The sequence below is a fragment of the Cellvibrio zantedeschiae genome (assembly GCF_014652535.1).
Classification (GTDB): Bacteria; Pseudomonadota; Gammaproteobacteria; order Pseudomonadales; family Cellvibrionaceae; genus Cellvibrio; species Cellvibrio zantedeschiae.
This window is the reverse complement of the sequence record NZ_BMYZ01000001.1, coordinates 947,495-966,911: the sequence shown is the minus strand read 5'-3', so window position 1 is coordinate 966,911 and position 19,417 is coordinate 947,495. Positions and strand designations below refer to the sequence as shown.

Sequence of the window (19,417 nt, the reverse complement as noted above, 5' to 3'; positions counted from 1 at the left end):
CTTTAACAAAAAGAACCTTTAAAAAAATCGCGCGCAGTATAACAGTGCTGTAAACTTTTGGCATTCGCGGGAGTCATCAAAATGATTCCCGTTTCCGTTTACATCCCTAAGGGATTTGCCCAACTCCATGTCTTCATTGATTTTATTTAACAAGCCCTTTGGCGTGATCTCCCAATTCACCGCTGGTAGCACTGGTGACCAAAATCGTCCTACATTAGCGCAGTACATTAAGCTGCCTAATGTTTACCCGGCGGGTAGGCTCGACCATGATTCTGAAGGCCTGTTGCTACTGACCGATGACGGCCAGGTTCAACATCACATCGCCCACCCTGCGCACAAATTGCCTAAAACCTATTGGGTTCAAGTGGAAGGCGCCCCCAATAGCTATGCTTTAACTAAGTTACGCCAAGGCGTGGAATTAAATGATGGCATCACCCTGCCCGCCGAAGCCCGTTTGATCCCTACCCCAAAACTCTGGGAGCGCGATCCGCCCATTCGTAGCCGGGTTAACATCCCAACCCAATGGATTGAGATAGTTATCACCGAAGGGAAAAACCGCCAAATCCGCCGTATGACCGCTGCCGTTGGCCACCCGACCTTACGCTTGGTGCGCGTAAAAATTGGCAATTGGACCTTGGAAGGCATTGCCCCAGGCGAATACAAAACGACAACGGTTAACTTGCCTAAATCTGCCATGGCAGAAATGCCACGTAGTCGCAACGGTAAGCCTGTCAGAGGTGACCGAAAACCAACGGAGAAGGACTCTAAAGAACGCAGCTCGGCCCAAAGAAAACCACAAGATCAAAAACGCGGTGAGAACCAAAGGCCACGCACCCCTTCGGCAAATAAAGCGGGCAATCCGCAGCAACATCGTCCGAACAAATCAACTCCAAAACCGGCGGCAAACCCCAAGGTCACGACCAAGGTTATTGTTAAGCCCTCGCGCAAACCTGCCGAATAACATTCATTTTTTTACCAACAACTTTTTAAACGGCTCTGTAATAGCGGAGCTGCCCCTTTCAAGGATTAGCTTATGACCTGGGCACCCCACGTAACTGTTGCAACTATTGTTGAGCGCGACAATCGCTTTTTAATGGTTTACGAAGACTCTGACGGGAAGCTTGTTTACAACCAGCCTGCAGGTCATCTCGACCCCGACGAAACTCTTCACCAAGCTGCCATCCGTGAAACCTTGGAGGAAACTGGCTGGACGGTAAAGCTGACCGGTGTTGTAGGCGTAAACCTCTATACCGCACCGAGCAATGGCGTGACCTACCTGCGTACCACCTTTATTGGCGAAGCACTGAGCCACGATCCCCAACGCAAACTGGATACCGGCATAATCGAGGCTGTTTGGCTTACTTATGAAGAGCTAGTTGCCCGCAAAGATCAACTGCGCAGCCCCATGACCCTACAAATTATTGATGACTACCGCGCTGGCCGTCGCTTTCCTCTGGAGGTTATAGGTTGATGGCTTCCGTAAAAACAATGTCGCCCATGTCGACATTTTTGACATCTAAATTTTCATAGTTTTTTTAAAGTCTTGATTTAGCTAGATATTCATAAATGGCCTAGAGATTGCTTTGTTATAAGCACATTGTGTGACAAGCGTCACGCGATAAAGCAAACACAATCACACTTCTGGTTAACAATATGAATAAATTGCTGAAACTTTTCGCTTCACTCGCATTGGTTATTACCAGCAGCGCAAGCTTCGCAGGTCAACTTCCTGTATTCGCTGGTTGGACCGCTTTCGGATCGGAAGACCAATCAGGAACTGGTAACTACCAATTAACTCCAGGCTGGGGCGGTCAAGCCTTTGATGCGGAATACTTATTCTACAAACTGCAAGGCAATAAACTCTCCATCGGCTTACAAACCGGTTTTGATATCGTAAGCAATAACGGTCAACTTTATAGCGATGGCCACCGCTATTACGCAGGTGATTTGGCGTTGTCTTTCGATGGCAACAAAGGTACTTACGAATACGCTATCGATTTCGGCAACTTGACTAAGAATTATGCCGACAACGTTAAAATCAGCGCGCAAGGTAACGTATCTGGTGTTGATACCGCTGGACTTTATAAAGCCAACAGCTGGAACAACGATATTTATTACTACAACAACGGCGGTTACAGCGCCCCTTACGGCGTTTCTAGCGGTACATTATTAGTTGCGGCTAATGGCAGCAACTTTTCTGAAGGAAGCGGTGTTTTAGGTAACGATAAATCCTATTACAGCATCTTCACTTTTGATCTTTCTAACATTGCTGGTTTGCAACAAAGCTTCACTTTAGATGCACACTGGACCATGTCTTGCGGCAATGACGCAATTGATGGCCGAGTGAAGCTGGCCAAAGTGCCCGAACCAAGTCCATTTGTATTGTTCGGCTTGGGTATTGCCGGTTTGCTTGCCGCTCGCCGTAGACTGAAATAAATTCGGCGATTTGAAAAAGAGCCCTTGTGGCTCTTTTTTTTGACCGAAAATCCAGCCAACTTCAGAATCATCCGCTTTTTCTTGGAACTGCTGCGCTAACCCGCGTAAAATGCGCAACTCATTTTCCCAGCCGTAGTTCGCCTTATGTCCCAAGCTTCAACCCAACCTCTTGTAATCGTCGGCATGTCTGGCGGTGTTGATTCTTCCGTTTCTGCCCTTTTGCTCAAACAACAGGGCTATAGGGTGGAAGGCCTGTTTATGAAGAATTGGGATGAAGATGACGGTACTGAATACTGCACAGCAAAAGAAGACCTCGCTGACGCCCAACGCGTTTGCGATAAGATTGGTATCAAATTGCATACCGCTAACTTTGCAGCGGAATACTGGGATAACGTTTTCGAACACTTTTTAGAAGAATACAAAGCCGGCCGTACACCGAATCCGGACATCCTGTGCAATCGTGAAATCAAATTCAAAGTATTCCTGGAATACGCCAGTATGCTGGGCGGCGACCTGATTGCCACCGGTCATTATGTTCGCCGCGCGGACCGAGATGGGCGCACCTATTTGCTCAAGGGCCTCGACCCTAACAAAGACCAAAGCTATTTCTTGCACGCCGTTGGCGAAGCAGAATTTGCGAAAACCCTGTTTCCTGTTGGCGATATTGAAAAGCCGGAAGTTCGCCGCATCGCGGAAGAACACGGCTTGGTCACCCACAACAAAAAAGACAGCACCGGTATTTGTTTTATTGGCGAGCGCCGCTTTAAGGATTTTTTGCAGCAATATTTGCCTGCACAACCAGGAGAAATCCAAACGCCAGACGGCACTGTGATCGGTCAGCATTCGGGCTTGATGTACCACACCATTGGCCAGCGCCAAGGTCTGGGTATTGGCGGTGTTAAAGGCGCAAATGAAGAACCCTGGTTTGTCGCCCAAAAAGATTTAAACCGCAATGTGCTCGTGGTAGTCCAAGGCACCAACCACCCGCTCCTCTTCACCAATCACCTGGTTGCACAACAGGCGCATTGGATTAATGGGGTTCCTATTACTAACAGCTCTTCTCCTAAGGGGTCTTTTCCTGACAGGGCTTTAAAAAGCGACAAGGAGCCCTTATCTAGCTTCTCCTGTACCGCCAAGAATCGTTACCGTCAGGAAGATCAAGCCTGCACCGTCACTATTCTGGCCGATGGCAAATTGGATGTGTTGTTTAACGAACCGCAACGCGCAATCACGCCCGGACAATCTGTCGTTTTCTATCAGGACGATGTTTGTCTTGGCGGTGCCGTTATTGAATCTACGGACAACGTCTAACTTTCTAGTAGGGAACCCTTTGTGAGCAAAAACCTTCAAGAAATCACCCTCGCCTTAGCGGGTGTTGTGCAAGCAGCTATTTTGGTGGAACAAGTTGCCAAAACCGGGCAGACCCAACCGGATGCCTATAAATGCAGTATAGAAAGTCTGTTTGACCTTAACCCCGCCAGCACACTTGCAGTTTACGGTGGCAGTGCTCAGCACTTACGCATCGGGCTCGAGGCCCTGCGCGATATGCTCGCGGGTAAACACAAACATCAGGAAGCTATGCGTTACGCACTGGGCGCCTTGCATCTGCAAAAAAAATTGGCCGGTCGCCGCGACATGCTGAACACCATTGCATCCCGTATATCGCAGGCAGCAGGCCAAGCCGAACATTTTTCTTCCACCCATGACAATGTGATTGGCAATCTGGGCCAAATTTACAGCGAAACAATTAGCACCTTCCGTTTTCGCATTCAGGTAATGGGCGACTACAATTATCTGCAGCAAACCCGTATTGCCAGCCAAATTCGCGCACTCTTATTGGCCGCTATTCGCTCTGCCATATTGTGGCGACAACTCGGCGGAACGCGCTGGCAACTCCTGCTCCAACGCAAAGCCATGGCTGCCGAAGTCGATAAGCTATTGCGCAATTTACCTTATTGATTCACTGAAAACGCCTGAAAAATCAGGCGTTTTCAGTTATGATGGCGACCTTTTCAAAACAGGGTCAAACCTCTCCTGCAGAGGTATAAAACAGAGATCAGTTAGCCGAAGAGCTACCAAGAGATAGTGCGCCGATCAATCAGGCGTGCCCAATACCTACTTGTTTTGCTAACCGCCCAATTTATTTTTTGTTTTTAATTTTACTTTCAAGAGAACCCGCATGGCTCCTACATCTAACGACTCCTTTGCAACCCTCACCGCACTCAACGCCGTCTCTCCGGTTGATGGTCGCTACGGCAACCGCACCATTGCACTGCGTAAAATTTTTAGCGAATTTGGTTTAATCCGTTTCCGTGTAGAAGTAGAAGTACGTTGGCTGCAACAACTTAGCCGTCATGCAGGAATCCCAGAAGTTCCCGCGTTTAGCGCAGCCACCAACGCGCTGCTTGATGCCATAGTAGAAAACTTTAGCGAAGTTGATGCGCAAGCCGTTAAAACTATTGAACGCACCACCAACCACGACGTAAAAGCTGTTGAATATTTCCTGAAAAATAAATTTGCGGGCAACGCAGAATTAGAAGCTGTTTTGGAATTCGTACACTTTGCTTGTACCTCTGAAGACATCAACAACTTGTCGCACGCTTTAATGTTGAAAGCAGGCCGCGAAGAATTTATTAAAGATGCACAAGCGATTATCGATGGCGTGGTAAAACTCGCGCACGATTACGCAGAAGATGCCATGCTCTCACGCACCCACGGTCAAACTGCATCACCAACTACCGTTGGTAAAGAAATGGCAAACGTTGCCGCACGTTTGCGTCGCCAATTGAAATTGGTAAAAGAAGTAGAATTGCTCGGCAAAATTAACGGTGCTGTTGGTAACTACAACGCACATATTTCTGCTTACCCGGAAGTGGATTGGCAAGCCAACGCACAACAATTTGTTGAAAGCCTCGGCCTGACATGGAACCCCTACACCACCCAAATTGAACCGCACGATTACATCGCTGAATTGTTTGATGCCATAGCACGTTTCAACACCATAGTGATCGATTTCGACCGCGACATTTGGGGCTACATTTCTTACGGTTACTTCAAACAAAAAACCATCGCTGGCGAAGTGGGTTCATCCACCATGCCACACAAAGTTAATCCAATTGATTTTGAAAACTCTGAAGGTAACCTGGGTATCGCCAACGCGGTATTCACTCACCTCGCGCAAAAATTGCCTATCTCTCGCTTCCAGCGCGACCTTACTGACTCAACCGTATTGCGCAACATGGGCGTTGGTTTTGGCTATGTGATGATTGCTTTTGCTTCAACTTTAAAAGGCATGAGCAAACTTGAAATCAACCGCGCGCGTTTGGCGCAAGATTTGGATAATGCGTGGGAAGTTTTGGCTGAGCCAATCCAAACCATTATGCGTCGCTACAATGTTGATGAGCCTTACGAGAAATTGAAAGCGCTGACTCGCGGTCAAACCATTACCAAAGAAGTATTGGCAGCGTTTGTAGAGACTTTGGATATTCCAGAGCATGCAAAACAAGCCATGCGTGAGCTGACACCAGCGAATTATATTGGGAATGCCGTAGCGCAGGCCAAAGCGATTTAATCACGAACAATAAAGGGCTCCTCGGAGCCCTTAGTTTTTTCCAACACATAAGAATCTGCAGTTGGCACCGATGGGCCCCATGTGAGTTCGCCGAGCATTGGAGGAAAATTGCCGGAAAACGCACAGGACGTGCGTTTTAGTGACTACGCGACAAGGATGTCGCGTCGGAACGACGGCAATTTTCCGAAACGCGCAGGAAACACGAACGAGCTGGGTCGCCTTTCTTTTGCTTACTTTTCTTTGGCGAAGCAAAGAAAAGTGAGGCCTGCCGCAGGCAATCAAACTCATTTAGAAAGAAAAAATTATGACAAGCGCCCTCACTCATCTCGGCAATATGCCAATCCAACAATTCCTGTTGGAATACTGGCAAAAAAAACCTTTATTAATTCGCAATGCATTCCCTAATTTCCAATCACCCATCGACGGCGATGAACTTGCAGGCTTGGCGTTGGAAGAAGAAGTTGAATCGCGCATTGTGGTGGAGAAAGGTAAAACACCGTGGGAATTACACAACGGACCTTTTGATGAGGATACTTTTGCGAACTTACCGCCAACCCATTGGACATTGCTCGTTCAAGCAGTTGACCAATGGGTGCCAGAAGTGAATTTGCTGCTGGATAACTTTCGTTTTATCCCCAACTGGCGCCTGGATGACATCATGATTAGCTTTGCGCCTGACCAAGGTAGCGTTGGGCCACATTTCGATTACTACGATGTTTTTTTGCTGCAAGGCATGGGCAAACGTAAATGGAAAATCGGCCAAAATTGCGATGTAAATTCACCTCACTTGCAAGGTACACAACTCCATATTTTGGAAAACTTCGAAACCCAAGACGAATGGATTCTTGAGCCGGGCGATATGCTTTACATTCCACCGGGCGTTGCGCACTGGGGCGTTGCGCAAGGCGACTGCATGACATACTCCATAGGCTTCCGTGCCCCTAGTCATTCAGCCATTGTGGATGAACTGAGCCACGATATTGCGCAAACCTTAAATAACGATGCGCGCTTTAGTGATCCTTATTTAAAACTGCAATCCAACCCCGGCGAAATTAACGCCGATGCCATTGCGCAAATCCAGGAAATTATTCAGCAGCATTTCACTGCAGAAAATATCGCCCATTGGTTTGGCAAACACATGACCGAGCGCAAATATGGGCAGGATGACATCGAAAGTGATGATGAAATTACAGCTGACGATTGGCAAGCTGCGCTTGCGGAGGGGCAAATGTTATGGCGCCACCCGGCTGCGCGTGTTGCCTTCCATACCAGCAACGAGGGAACTCAATTATTTGCCGACGGCCAAGCTTTCCCGTGTTCGCGCGAGCTAGCAGAGCTGGTATCTGCGGAAGTTGAAATTAGCTGGGAACAATTAAAGCCGCTCGTACAAGACTTGTTCGATCGTGCAGTCATTACACAATTGATTAATCAAGAAACTTTATTGGTAGATGAATAAGAATTATTAGTGGGTTGGATAAAGCGCATGCATAACGAGCGTTACTATCCAGCACTTATTCGATGGGGAGTCGTCATCCTCGCGTAGCGGGGATCCAGCTCTTGATTTTAGTTTGTTAACAACTGGATCCCGCTGCGCGAGAATGGCGACTCCCAAATACATATGACCTATACATTTATATCCACCGATTGGAAAGCACGTCAGCAACAGCTTCGTGAAATTCGCGAACTTGTTTTTATTCAAGAACAAGCAGTTCCCGTTGCTGATGAATGGGATGACAAAGATGAAAGTGCTATTCATTTCCTGGTCTTAACACCCCAAAACAATGCTATTGCCTGTGCGCGCTTATTAATAGAGAATCGGCAGAATCAACTGCTGTGCCATATAGGGCGCGTTGCGGTTTTATCCAAATACCGCAACCAAAGTATTGGCCGTAATTTAATGAATAGCATCATTACGTATTGTCAGCAGCAATATCCTGAGCACTTGATTTATCTTAACGCCCAAACGACTCGCCAAGATTTTTACGAGCACTTGGGGTTTAGCGCACGTGGCGCGGTGTTTATGGATGCAGACATCCCACACATTGAAATGTGGCATTCTTCTTAGCGACATTCCCCTCAAGAGACGAGCAATAGTTTATGAGCGAAGTATCATCTGTCAGTGCAGATCTTTTTTTGCTGGACTCGCTCCATGATTTTCAAGAGCACTCATTGAAGCTTATTGAACAATCACGACGCACTATTGCCATTTTGAGCCACGATTTGGATGTGTTGTTGTATGGCGCGCCGGAATTTGTACAAGCTATATCAAACTTTGTGCGCAGCAGTCGCCACGCGCAAGTACAAATCCTTGTTAAGAACACCAAACCATTAGCTGAAACTGGCCATGATCTCGCCAAGCTTCATCAACGCCTGTCCAGCAAAATCCTGTTACGTAAATTGACAGTCGAGCCACAAAATACCGAGATGGGATTTATGTTGTGCGACACAAGTGCACTGCTCTATAAAAATGACGATAATAATTACAAAGGTTTTGCAAACTTTAATGCCGCTGTAGAAGTCACACGACTCCGCGAAACCTTCGATTATGTTTGGCAATACGGCGAGCCCGAGCCTGAATTACAAACACTACATATTTAAACCTTTGTATTTAGATTGCTCGCACTACGCCCCGATTAGCATGTGCAAAACTCACACAAAACATAAATTTGCACTTTTCTTCGGGAAATAGCGTAGTTTTTGGTTGCTGATTCCGTTTTTATCCTTTATATATAGCTCCAATCCTTGCAATAGGTATTTTGAACCTATAAAAACAGGGGTTTTTGAGCAAGCCTCATGCTGTTCACAATGTAGTTCAGAGCCAAGTACGTGAATCAACCGATTGAGCGGCTTGCTTACAGAATAAACATACCCATTGATCATCTACGATAAAGGAATCCACCATGGTTGCCAAAAAAACACCTGCTGCTAAACCTGCCGTAAAAGCTGCTCCAAAAGCCGCTGCTAAACCTGCTGCTAAAGCCGCACCAAAAGCTGCTGCCAAACCTGCCGCAAAAAAAGCGCCTGCTGCTAAAGCTGCTCCAGCGAAAAAAGCACCTGCTGTGAAAGCTGCTCCAGCTGTTGTTAAACCAATTGCTGAACGTCAAAACAAAACTCAAATGTTGCAACAAATTGCTGATGCAACTCAGTTGAACAAAAAGCAAGTTCAAGCAGTGTTGGATGAATTGACCAACGTGATTGAAGGTCATGTTAAGAAGAAAGGCATTGGTGAATTCGTTCTGCCAGGCCTGCTGAAAATCACTACCGTGAAAAAACCAGCCACCAAGGCTCGCAAAGGCATCAATCCATTTACCGGCGAAGAAGTAATGTTCAAAGCCAAACCAGCTAGCACTTCTGTAAAAGTTCGTCCGTTGAAAAAATTGAAAGAAATGGCTCTGTAATTAGGCCTCCTTTTGAAAAACAAAAACCCCGCAATGCGGGGTTTTTTTATGACTACAAAAAATCTACATCGAAGATTAAACCAAAGTAAAACCCTCACCAACCAATGCATTCTGCAAACGCTTAACCAGCTCTGCCCATTCTTGTGTTGAGTAATCTTTTGCTGGCAGCTTTCCCCAGATAGGTTGAGGCCACGCAGGATCGTTTTCAAAGCGCGCTATATGGTGGATATGTAATTGGCGTACCACATTACCTAGAGCAGCCACGTTCATTTTATGCGCATCAAACAGGCTGGTCATGACTTCCGATAAGCGACTCGATTCGCGTATAAGCTGAATTTGTTCTTCGTCACTTAAATGATGGATTTCAAATGCACCTTCCAACTGCGGCACCAAAATGCACCAGGGGTAATTTGCATCTTTACTGAGCAATAGGAGCGACAAATCAAAACGCCCAATGACTACCGAATCTGCCGCAAGGCGGGGGTGGAGTTCAAACATAAGTTTCACCTTTGAGAATGACCGGGCTTCTGTACCAATCGGCTTCTGTACCAATTGCATTTGGCACCGTAGAATAAGCGCCTTAAATTATCCCCATTATAGCCACATTGCAAAGAAGACAATCTATGCGTTCCAGCCGATTTTTAATTGCTACCTTAAAAGAAACCCCTGCCGATGCAGAAGTCATCAGCCATCAACTTATGCTGCGCGCGGGCATGATCCGCAAGCTCGCCTCGGGCCTTTATACCTGGTTACCGTTAGGCTTACGCGTGCTGCGTAAAGTCGAAAATATTGTGCGTACCGAGATGGATAAATCCGGCGCGCAAGAAGTCATGATGCCTGTGGTACAACCGGCTGAGCTTTGGGAAGAATCTGGCCGCTGGCAGCAATATGGGCCAGAGTTACTGCGCATTAATGATCGCCACAATCGCCCCTTCTGCCTTGGTCCAACCCATGAAGAAGTTATCACCGATTTAATTCGCGGTGAGATCAACAGCTACAAACAATTGCCCGCGAATTTTTATCAAATCCAAACCAAATTCCGCGATGAGGTGCGTCCACGTTTTGGCGTAATGCGCTCGCGCGAATTTATTATGAAAGATGCTTACTCTTTCCATAACAGCACCGAATCTTTGCAAGAAACTTACGATGTTATGCATCAAACCTACTGCAATATTTTTACGCGTTTAGGTTTAGAGTTCCGCCCGGTGTTGGCAGATACAGGCTCCATCGGCGGAGCTTTCTCACACGAATTCCACGTATTAGCTGCAAGCGGCGAAGATGCTATTGTGTTCAGTAATGGTAGCGATTACGCAGCGAACACTGAGAAGGCAGAAGCTTTGCCACCATCAACACCGCGCCCTGCTCCACAACATCTTATGAAAGAAGTTGCAACACCTGGTGCTCACACGATTGAAGAAGTTTGCGCATTTTTGAAAGTTTCACCAGAGCAAACGTTGAAAACTTTAATCGTGCTGGGTGATGTGCGTGAAGATAAAACTCAACCATTGGTTGCATTAGTCTTGCGTGGCGATCACGAGCTTAACGACATCAAAGCGGAAAAATTAACGGGTGTTGCATCACCACTCACTTTCGCACCTGAAGCACGCATTAAAGCTGAGTTAGGCGTAAGCGTTGGTTCGATTGGACCAGTGGGTTTGAATATTCCCGTCATCGTTGACCACTCTGCGGCACACGCGGCTGATTTTGTCTGCGGTGCCAATAAAGACGGCTTCCATCTCACAGGTGTTAACTGGGCGCGCGATGCACAGTTAACTTTAGTTGCGGACATTCGCAATGTTGTTGCCGGTGACCCAAGCCCATGCGGTAAAGGCACGCTTGAAATAAAACGCGGCATAGAAGTTGGCCATATTTTCCAACTCGGCACTAAATATTCTGAAGCACTGAAAGCACGTGTGCTGGATGAAAACGGTAAAGAACAAACCATGATTATGGGTTGTTACGGCATTGGTGTAACCCGTGTTGTTGCTGCGGCTATTGAACAAAACTTTGATGAGAATGGCATTATCTGGACTGATGCTATCGCACCTTTCCATGTAGCAATCGTGCCTATCAACATGAACAAATCCGAAGCCGTTGCGAAAAAAGCAGAAGAAATTTACACCGAGCTGCAAGCGGCTGGCATTGATGTTTTATTTATGGACGATGAAAAAGCACGTTTGGGTGTACAACTCGCGAACACTGATTTGATGGGCATTCCACATCGCATAGTTATTGGCGACCGCGGTTTGGAAGCAGGCAATATCGAATACAAAGGCCGCCGCGATGCAGAGAAGCAAGAAATCGCAGTTGCGGATATTGTGAGCTTCTTAAAAAACAGAATTAAGATTTAAAGTATTGAGCTAGCAAAGAGCTGGATAGGGAAACCTATCCAGCATCTGCAAATAGTTATTTCTTCAGGTTACCCAGCAATACAAAATCTTCCGGTAGCAAAGCCTTCCTTGTCACCCTCACTTGCAAAATTTCTCCATTGAACCAATGGATTTGATTCATACGCGCGCCCACGGATGTTTTCGCATTGGCAGGAATTGTTAAATAATCTACCTGCCCGGTTAATTCCTTTTCGCCGTTTACATAAGAAATAAATTCGCGATTTTTAAAAGTCATAGCAGCGTGAGCCCACTCACCAACGGGATGAACTTTCGCGGGATCAATCAGCGTAAATTGCGACTTATCGGATTTGATAAAAGCATCGAAGTACCATTGTTTTTTATCATTCAAGCGCAGCTCTATAGTAATCCGGCGATTGGGATTATCGGCAGATTCGATATGAAAAATTCGCGGCTCGTGATTTTTGGGAAACACATCATTCGGTTTAAAGACGATCTCAATAGTGAATTCGTTAGCATCTCCCAGGGGATTAGCGTTCACCAATAAACGGTCACCATCGCCATCAAAACTAACAGCTTTTCCATAAGGGCTATCCACCACTTTAGGTTGCCCTTGCTGCTCCAAACTATAGCCATTAACGCGAGTTAATGAGTCGAATCGCCATATTTCCTGCTGTGATTTTTTTACTGAAGAAAGATTACAGGCAGATAGCGTTACGGCAAAAAATGCAGTCGCCAGAATGAAGAATAATTTGTTGTTCATACTGTCCTCGCATTGATCATTATTAGTTTTATTATGCAAAGCACATCGCCTGAGCAATAGGCTCAGGCGAATAGCGATTAATCATCCACTGCATTGAAACGAGCAATTTCTTGTTCAAGCTTTTTACTCACATCGTTTGGCGAACCGGTATTTTTTGCCAGCAAGGTATAGGCAACAGGCACAACAAACAAGGTGAAAAAAGTTGCCACTATCACACCTGAAATTACCACCACACCAATAACGAATCGCGTTTCTGAACCCGCGCCCGATGATATAACCAAAGGTATAGCGCCCGCTACCGCAGTCAAACTGGTCATAATGATGGGACGTAAACGCGCTGATGAAGCCTCAAGCAAAGCTTGGGTAAACTCAACGCCGCGATCACGTAATTGATTGGTAAACTCAACAATTAAAATACCATTTTTTGCAGCGAGCCCAATCAACATTATTAAACCGATCTGCGAATATAAATTCAGCGTACTCCCGGTAATCCATAAACCTAGCAAGCCACCTGCTATCGCCAAAGGAACAGTCAACATAATGACAAAGGGATGCACATAACTTTCAAATTGTGCCGCCAAAACTAAATAAGTAATTAAAATTCCCAAGGCAAACATAAAAAACATTGAACCGCTGGAGTTCTTAAAGTCGCGTGACATGCCGCGATAATCCACGGTTGCATTTGCCGGCAAATTGTCCTTCACCAGTTGATTGAGATGATCCAGGGCTTCGCTCAAGGTTAAGTTTTTATCGAGCGCAGCTTCAATCGTTAGCGAACGCACACGGTTGTAACGATTCAAGCGGCTGGCATCAGCAACTTCAACCAAATTCACCAAACTTGCCAAAGGAATTAATTTACCTGTGGAATCAGACCTAACATACATATTTTCCAAACTATTTTTAGTGCGCTGTTCATCTCGCTCACCTTGAATTAACAAATCGTATTCTTCGCCTTGTTCAATATAGGTAGTCACTTTACGCGAACCCAACAGCGTTTCTAAGGTGTGGCCTATGGTGCTGACACTTACACCCAAATCCGCTGCGCGATTGGTATCAACACGCACTTCAATTTGTGGTTTGGTTTCTTTGTAGTCCCAATCAATATTCGCCAGGCCCGGATTATCCTGATTAATTTTATCCAGCAAAATATCTCGCCATTTCGCAAGGTCTTCGTAAGTTCCGCCACCAATCACAAACTGCACGGGCTTTGATGAACCACCTGCAAATCCCTGGCGCATAACGGGCGATGCCGTCACTCCAGGCAAATCCGCTAACTTGGCTTTAATTTCATCCATAATGACGAACGCATTGCGACGCTTGCTCCAGTCATTGAGTGCCACAATAGCAATACCTGCGTTAAAACTTTCAAAGGAGCCAAACGCGCGCGGTGCGCGCACCATTAAACGCGAAACCTCTCCTGACTCCACATAAGGCATAATACGTTTTTCAATTTCGGCCATGTATTCTTCCATATAATCATAGGTCGCACCTTCGGGACCATTGACCATAATCTGAAAGTTGCCGCGATCCTCTTTCGGTGCGTATTCACTGGGAATAAACACGGCCATTAAAAAACATATGCCGAGCATTGCAACAAAAATAGCGATGGTAATTGGTTTTTTACGCAAACTTTTCAGAATTACTTTTTTATAGTAATCACGCAGTTGATGCATCCTCACATCTACTTTTTCAACTAAAGCCGTGCGATGAGTTTCTTTGCGCAAAATTTTTGAAGCCAGCATTGGTGAAAGCGTTAAAGCCACCAATGCTGAGAATCCCACGGCCGCAGCCATAGTGATGGCAAACTCGGAAAACAATCGGCCTACGTCACCTTTTACAAATACGATGGGAATAAAAATAGAAATCAGCACCAGAGTTGTCGCAATTACAGCAAAGCCTACTTCACGCACACCATCGTAAGCAGCAAGTAACACTGGCTTACCTTTTTCTTCAATGTGCCGCACGATATTTTCCAATACTACAATCGCATCATCCACTACCAAACCAATCGCCAACACCAAAGCCAAGAGTGTCAGCATATTCACGGAAAAATTCATCGCTGCAAGTACAGTGAAAGTTGCAATAATGGAAACGGGAACAGCAACGGCGGGAATCAACATTGCGCGCACACTGCCGAGGAATATATAAATTACAAACACAACCAAAGATACCGCCAACACCAGCGTGATATAAACCTCGTGAATGGCTCGCTCAATAAAAATAGCGCTGTTGTAACTGTCTTCAATACTCATGCCTTTTGGCAAACTGGCATTCATAAGTTTCTGCTGCGCCTGCACTCCGCGGGCAACATCGAGGGTGTTTGCCGTGGACTGCTTCGCAATACCTATACCCACTTGCGCTATGCCATTACCACGAAATAAATTGCGATCCTCCACTGTGCCCTTTTCAACTTTCGCAATATCACCCAAGCGAATTAAATGACCGTCGGCGGCGTGTTTCACTACAAGGTTCGCAAATTGTTCATCGGTACGATAGGTGCGAGCCATACGCACCGTGTATTGCCGATCTTTAGATTCAACGCTACCAGCGGGAAGCTCCACGTTTTCGTTACGCAGTGAACTTTCAATATCATTCACCGTTAAATTATGTGCGGCCAGTTTTTTTCTATCGAGCCACACACGCATTGCGTAACGCTGCTCACCGCCGATGCGTACACGCGCAACACCTTCTACCGCAGAAAACTTATCTACCACATAGCGTTTTGCATAATCCGATAACTCCGGTACCGACATGCCGTCACCAGCGAGACTCATCCACACAATAACTTCATCATCGGAATTTATTTTTTGTACTTCAGGCGCGGTTGCTTCGATAGGTAATGAACTGACTGCACTGGAAACTTTATCGCGAATATCATTTGCTGCGGCTTCAATATCGTGCTCAATATTAAATGTCACTGTGATATTGGAAACGCCATTTTCACTACTGGATTCAATGTAGCGAATACCTTCCACACCGGCGATACGATCTTCAAGAGGTTTGGTAATGCGTGTTTCAACAATATTTGCTGCAGCACCAGGATAGGAAGTACGAATGGATACAATGGGTGGATCTATATTGGGATATTCACGTAATGAAAGTCGATCAAAAGCGAGAATACCAAAAGCCAATAACAGCAACGAAATTACTGACGCAAATACCGGTCGTCGAATTGAAACGTTTGAGAGCATCATAATTATTTGCCCTCAGGTTTTTTCTGCTTTAGCAACTCTGATAGAGGCTCAGGCTTTTTAGCTGGGTCATTTGATTGTTCCGCCATAATATTCAAGCCTTGACCTGCATGTATTTTTTGCAAACCATGGGTTACAACTTTTTCACCCTCTTGCAATCCGCCCACTATTTCAACCAAACCTTTATATCGTTGGCCGATATAAATCTGGCGTTTTTCGGCAATCCATTGAGCATTTTTGCCATCTTTATTTGGCTGCAAAACAAATACAAAATTATTGCTGCCCATAGGCACCAATGCAGCTTCGCTCAACACTAACGATTTACGAATATCTGCACGAATCACCACCGTCATTAACAACCCTTGCTTAAGCTCAAACCCAGGGTTATCAAAAATAGCGCGAACTTTTATAGAACGAGTAGTTTCATCAACCTGATTATCAATACTAAAAATTTTTCCCTTAAATGTTTTATCACCCAAGTCATGACTCTGGGCATCTATCGGTAAACCTATACGTAAACTGCGCAGGTAAATAGCGGGGACAGTGAAGTCCAACTTCATTTTGCTATCGTCATTTAGCGTGGTGATAACTTGCCCCGGAGCAATTAAACTACCGAGACTAATATCGCGAATACCGACAACACCGTTAAAAGGCGCGGTGATAATTAAATCTTTAAACCGTGCTTGCAGCGCATTAAAACGCGCATGAGCTGCTGCATATTCGCGAGTGCGCTGATCAAGCAATGAAGGTGAGACTGCGCCATTTTTGGCAAGTGATTGGGTGCGCTCTAATTGTTTCTTCGCCTCCTCTGCTGTCAAGCGAGCTTCTTCCATCAACGCGGATTCTTCCGCATTGGTCATCTCAACTAAGGTAGCGCCTTTGCTAACACGTTGCCCGTCATCAAAACGAATTTGCGTTACGGTTTTGGTGGCTTTAGCCGTTATTACGATAGATTCATAAGCCCGCAGATTGCCGAGCGCTTCAATATTATTTTGTAATTCACGAGGAGCCACAGACTGCACAATGACGTCTAAAGGCGTCTCTGGTTTATCTGACTTTTGAGCAAACGCGTGGAAAGACACAAGAAAGAGTGCGCAAGTTAATAAGCGTACTGGTGAAGGCAAAGGCATAATTACTCTCGATTGGTTAGCAATGAAAACATCTTAATAAAAAATGTTTTCGTTGTATTCAGGCTATAGCATCCTTTTGCCCAGAAAATTCGCTCGAGTTTAACACTTGTTAATTGATGAACATATTACAACTAATAAATATTAACATACATCAACGCACTACCTTAATCATCGCCTTCTAATGATTGCTTAAGAGCGTATTGAATATTGGCTGAGGAAAACCCCCTTGCGGTCAAAAAACGAATTCGCCTGGATTTTTCCTTCATATCGGAAACGAGTGTATTACCAAATTTTTTGACGTAAGCCTTCAACGCAAGTTGATTCCAGTCCGTGTGGCTCGACAAATATTGTGAGGCAAGTGCATCCGAAATACCCTTTTCTTTTAACTCGAGACGAATAACCAAAGCTCCCTTTCCCTGTCTTAAGCGCATACTTATATATGCCTCTGTAAAACGCTCATCGCTCTGCAATCCGTCCTGCTTCAATTTTTCCAACTCTCTGGCAATCCAATCAGGATGATCAAATTTTTTGCTTAACTTAACTTTAAGCTCATGAGCAGAATGCTCACGCATTGCTAAAAAATTCATGGCCGACATGCGTATGCTCGCGGGTGTAATTTCATGAACTGTCATTGAGTCGCCCATAAAAAAAGGCCGCATAGCGGCCGATTTTTAACAATTTATACTAATTACTTTACGGGAGGAAATTGTGCCAGCACTTCCAAAACCGCACTTGTCAGAATTTCACGTTGCTTTTGGGGGTTTAAGCCCTTATTCAATCGTTTTTCTGAAACACCACGCCAGATCGGCTGTTGTGTTTTAGCATCCACCATATCGATAATCAAACTACCTTGATTGTAAACTCTTATGCCACCATCAAGCGGGGGACGGTAAAACATTGAAGATGGATAACGATATCCCCTACCCCAAAAACCAAAGCCATACATTTGATCATAAGCAGTTGGCTCAAGCTTTTCCTCCATCACTACATGATAGGTTACATAAAAATCTGGCGTAGCTGACTCACCTACCGATTGATAACGTTTTGCCAGTTCTCCGTTCACCAAAGCATGAATATGACTTAAGGTAAATGGGGATATCAGAATGTTCTCTTTAGTATCTTGCTTAGCGCTTTTTACCGCAAAAGATTTAAGCGCAGCAAAGTTATAGCTGGCTTCGTAATCTGTAGCTACATAAGGTTTGGTGGCGCAGCCGCTTAAACACATAAGCGCTACCAACAAACTGAATAAACCGGCTTTTAACATTTCGAACCTCTTGGCTGCATCTATAAAATGTTTAGCAGAGCTAAAACTCTGTTGCGCAGCATACTCAGACTACCTATGACACGCAACAGTGCAGCACATACTTGAACAATTGTTAACGAGTTCCCCCCGTGCAAGCAAGAAACGCTAACAACTTATTCAGACATCTCCACTTCGTCCGCAGAATCGGCACCATTTGCACTGAGGGACAATGCTGGAGACTCAAGCAATTCAGTACGAACTCTTGCTTCTAGCTCTTTTGCTATGACAGGGTTTTCTTGCAAAAATTTCATAACATTGTTTTTGCCCTGACCAATTTTATTTCCTTGATAGCTATACCAAGCACCCGCTTTGTCAATCATGCCCAGCTTCACGCCATAATCCACAACTTCGCCCATTCGATTGATGCCAGATCCGTAAAGAATTTGGAATTCGGTCTGTTTAAAAGGTGGCGCCACTTTGTTCTTAACTACTTTAACGCGAGTCTCGGAACCAATAACCTCTTCACCTTCTTTAACTGCGCCAATACGACGGATATCGAGACGCACAGATGCGTAGAACTTCAACGCATTACCACCAGTAGTGGTTTCGGGGTTGCCAAACATAACGCCGATTTTCATACGAATTTGGTTAATAAAAATCACCAGGCAATTGGCATTTTTAATGTTACCGGTGATTTTACGTAGCGCCTGCGACATTAAACGTGCCTGCAAGCCCACATGATGATCACCCATCTCACCTTCAATTTCAGCGCGAGGAGTCAATGCTGCCACCGAGTCGACGACTAATACATCAACCGCACCTGAGCGGACTAACATGTCGGTTACTTCAAGAGCCTGTTCACCAGTGTCCGGCTGGGAAATGATCAAATCCTCAACATTTACGCCTAATTTCGCCGCATAGATTGGATCTAACGCATGTTCCGCATCAATAAACGCACAGTTACCGCCAGCGCGTTGAGCTTCAGCTATAACTTGCAAGGTTAAGGTAGTTTTACCCGAGGACTCTGGACCATATATTTCAACAATACGGCCTTTGGGTAAACCGCCAATTCCCAAGGCTACGTCAAGCCCTATAGAACCGGTGGAGATAGAAGGAATGGCGACTTGTTCTTTGTCGCCCATACGCATAACAGTTCCTTTACCAAATTGACGTTCAATTTGACTTAGCGCAGCTTGTAAAGCCTTTTCTTTGTTCGCATCCATTTGACACCTCAACATAAAAAATTAGTAGTAAGACGATATATTAGGATTATACGCCGAGAGACATCGCACACTCTTCAGCTATGAACCTAGACTACACCAAAAAACCTGTATACG

The 19,417-nt window shown here is 45.4% G+C and carries 18 protein-coding genes; 11 read left to right on the top strand and 7 right to left on the bottom strand.

What is annotated here, in order from left to right; genetic code table 11:
* The first annotated feature begins 127 nt into the window (after positions 1–127).
* The 10 genes from IE104_RS04290 to IE104_RS04245 all read left to right on the top strand — a co-directional run bounded on the left by IE104_RS04290 (position 128) and on the right by IE104_RS04245 (position 9,405).
* Positions 128–961 carry a pseudouridine synthase gene (locus IE104_RS04290; protein WP_189416292.1) on the top strand — a complete coding sequence of 278 codons (834 nt, stop codon included), beginning with the start codon at positions 128–130 and terminating at the stop codon, positions 959–961.
* Positions 962–1,033: 72 nt separating this feature from the next.
* Positions 1,034–1,471, top strand: coding sequence for an NUDIX hydrolase (locus tag IE104_RS04285; RefSeq protein ID WP_189416290.1), 438 nt, complete (start codon positions 1,034–1,036; stop codon positions 1,469–1,471).
* A 182-nt stretch (positions 1,472–1,653) separates the two neighbouring features.
* Positions 1,654–2,436 carry a PEP-CTERM sorting domain-containing protein gene (locus IE104_RS04280; protein WP_189416289.1) on the top strand — a complete coding sequence of 261 codons (783 nt, stop codon included), beginning with the start codon at positions 1,654–1,656 and terminating at the stop codon, positions 2,434–2,436.
* Between the two features lie 144 nt (positions 2,437–2,580).
* Positions 2,581–3,747 carry a tRNA 2-thiouridine(34) synthase MnmA gene (gene mnmA, locus IE104_RS04275; protein WP_189416288.1) on the top strand — a complete coding sequence of 389 codons (1,167 nt, stop codon included), beginning with the start codon at positions 2,581–2,583 and terminating at the stop codon, positions 3,745–3,747.
* Positions 3,748–3,768: 21 nt separating this feature from the next.
* Positions 3,769–4,395 carry a high frequency lysogenization protein HflD gene (gene hflD / locus IE104_RS04270; protein WP_189416286.1) on the top strand — a complete coding sequence of 209 codons (627 nt, stop codon included), beginning with the start codon at positions 3,769–3,771 and terminating at the stop codon, positions 4,393–4,395.
* Between the two features lie 220 nt (positions 4,396–4,615).
* Positions 4,616–6,007, top strand: coding sequence for an adenylosuccinate lyase (purB, locus tag IE104_RS04265; RefSeq protein ID WP_189416285.1), 1,392 nt, complete (start codon positions 4,616–4,618; stop codon positions 6,005–6,007).
* 304 nt (positions 6,008–6,311) lie between these two features.
* Complete coding sequence (locus tag IE104_RS04260) at positions 6,312–7,463, top strand: cupin domain-containing protein (RefSeq protein ID WP_189416284.1); 1,152 nt, start codon at positions 6,312–6,314, stop codon at positions 7,461–7,463.
* A gap of 162 nt (positions 7,464–7,625) precedes the next feature.
* Positions 7,626–8,072, top strand: coding sequence for a GNAT family N-acetyltransferase (locus tag IE104_RS04255; protein ID WP_189416282.1), 447 nt, complete (start codon positions 7,626–7,628; stop codon positions 8,070–8,072).
* A gap of 32 nt (positions 8,073–8,104) precedes the next feature.
* The gene (locus IE104_RS04250) at positions 8,105–8,605 is read left to right on the top strand and encodes a DUF7931 domain-containing protein (protein WP_189416281.1); all 501 of its coding nucleotides are present in this window, start codon (positions 8,105–8,107) and stop codon (positions 8,603–8,605) included.
* A gap of 302 nt (positions 8,606–8,907) precedes the next feature.
* The gene (locus tag IE104_RS04245; protein ID WP_189416279.1) at positions 8,908–9,405 is read left to right on the top strand and encodes an HU family DNA-binding protein; all 498 of its coding nucleotides are present in this window, start codon (positions 8,908–8,910) and stop codon (positions 9,403–9,405) included.
* A 75-nt stretch (positions 9,406–9,480) separates the two neighbouring features.
* Here IE104_RS04245 and IE104_RS04240 read toward each other — a convergent pair whose 3' ends face one another.
* Complete coding sequence (locus IE104_RS04240; protein WP_189416277.1) at positions 9,481–9,903, bottom strand: HIT domain-containing protein; 423 nt, start codon at positions 9,901–9,903, stop codon at positions 9,481–9,483.
* Between the two features lie 125 nt (positions 9,904–10,028).
* Between IE104_RS04240 and IE104_RS04235 the strand changes: the two genes are divergently transcribed.
* Complete coding sequence (locus IE104_RS04235; RefSeq protein WP_189416276.1) at positions 10,029–11,756, top strand: proline--tRNA ligase; 1,728 nt, start codon at positions 10,029–10,031, stop codon at positions 11,754–11,756.
* A 55-nt stretch (positions 11,757–11,811) separates the two neighbouring features.
* Here the strand turns inward: IE104_RS04235 and IE104_RS04230 are convergent, their stop codons facing one another.
* From IE104_RS04230 to recA, 6 genes are all read right to left on the bottom strand, one after another.
* Positions 11,812–12,516: a LamG domain-containing protein gene (locus IE104_RS04230; protein ID WP_189416274.1), complete on the bottom strand. Its 705-nt coding sequence runs from the start codon at positions 12,514–12,516 to the stop codon at positions 11,812–11,814.
* A gap of 77 nt (positions 12,517–12,593) precedes the next feature.
* Positions 12,594–15,710 carry an efflux RND transporter permease subunit gene (locus IE104_RS04225; protein WP_189416273.1) on the bottom strand — a complete coding sequence of 1,039 codons (3,117 nt, stop codon included), beginning with the start codon at positions 15,708–15,710 and terminating at the stop codon, positions 12,594–12,596.
* 2 nt (positions 15,711–15,712) lie between these two features.
* The gene (locus IE104_RS04220; RefSeq protein WP_189416272.1) at positions 15,713–16,837 is read right to left on the bottom strand and encodes an efflux RND transporter periplasmic adaptor subunit; all 1,125 of its coding nucleotides are present in this window, start codon (positions 16,835–16,837) and stop codon (positions 15,713–15,715) included.
* A gap of 164 nt (positions 16,838–17,001) precedes the next feature.
* On the bottom strand, positions 17,002–17,469 hold the full coding sequence (locus tag IE104_RS04215) for a regulatory protein RecX (protein WP_189416270.1): 468 nt from the start codon (positions 17,467–17,469) through the stop codon (positions 17,002–17,004).
* A 56-nt stretch (positions 17,470–17,525) separates the two neighbouring features.
* A complete protein-coding gene (locus IE104_RS04210) occupies positions 17,526–18,101 on the bottom strand; it encodes a DUF4136 domain-containing protein (RefSeq protein WP_189416268.1) in 576 nt (191 codons plus the stop codon).
* Positions 18,102–18,253: 152 nt separating this feature from the next.
* The gene (recA, locus tag IE104_RS04205; RefSeq protein WP_189416267.1) at positions 18,254–19,303 is read right to left on the bottom strand and encodes a recombinase RecA; all 1,050 of its coding nucleotides are present in this window, start codon (positions 19,301–19,303) and stop codon (positions 18,254–18,256) included.
* Between the last annotated feature and the right edge of the window lie 114 nt (positions 19,304–19,417).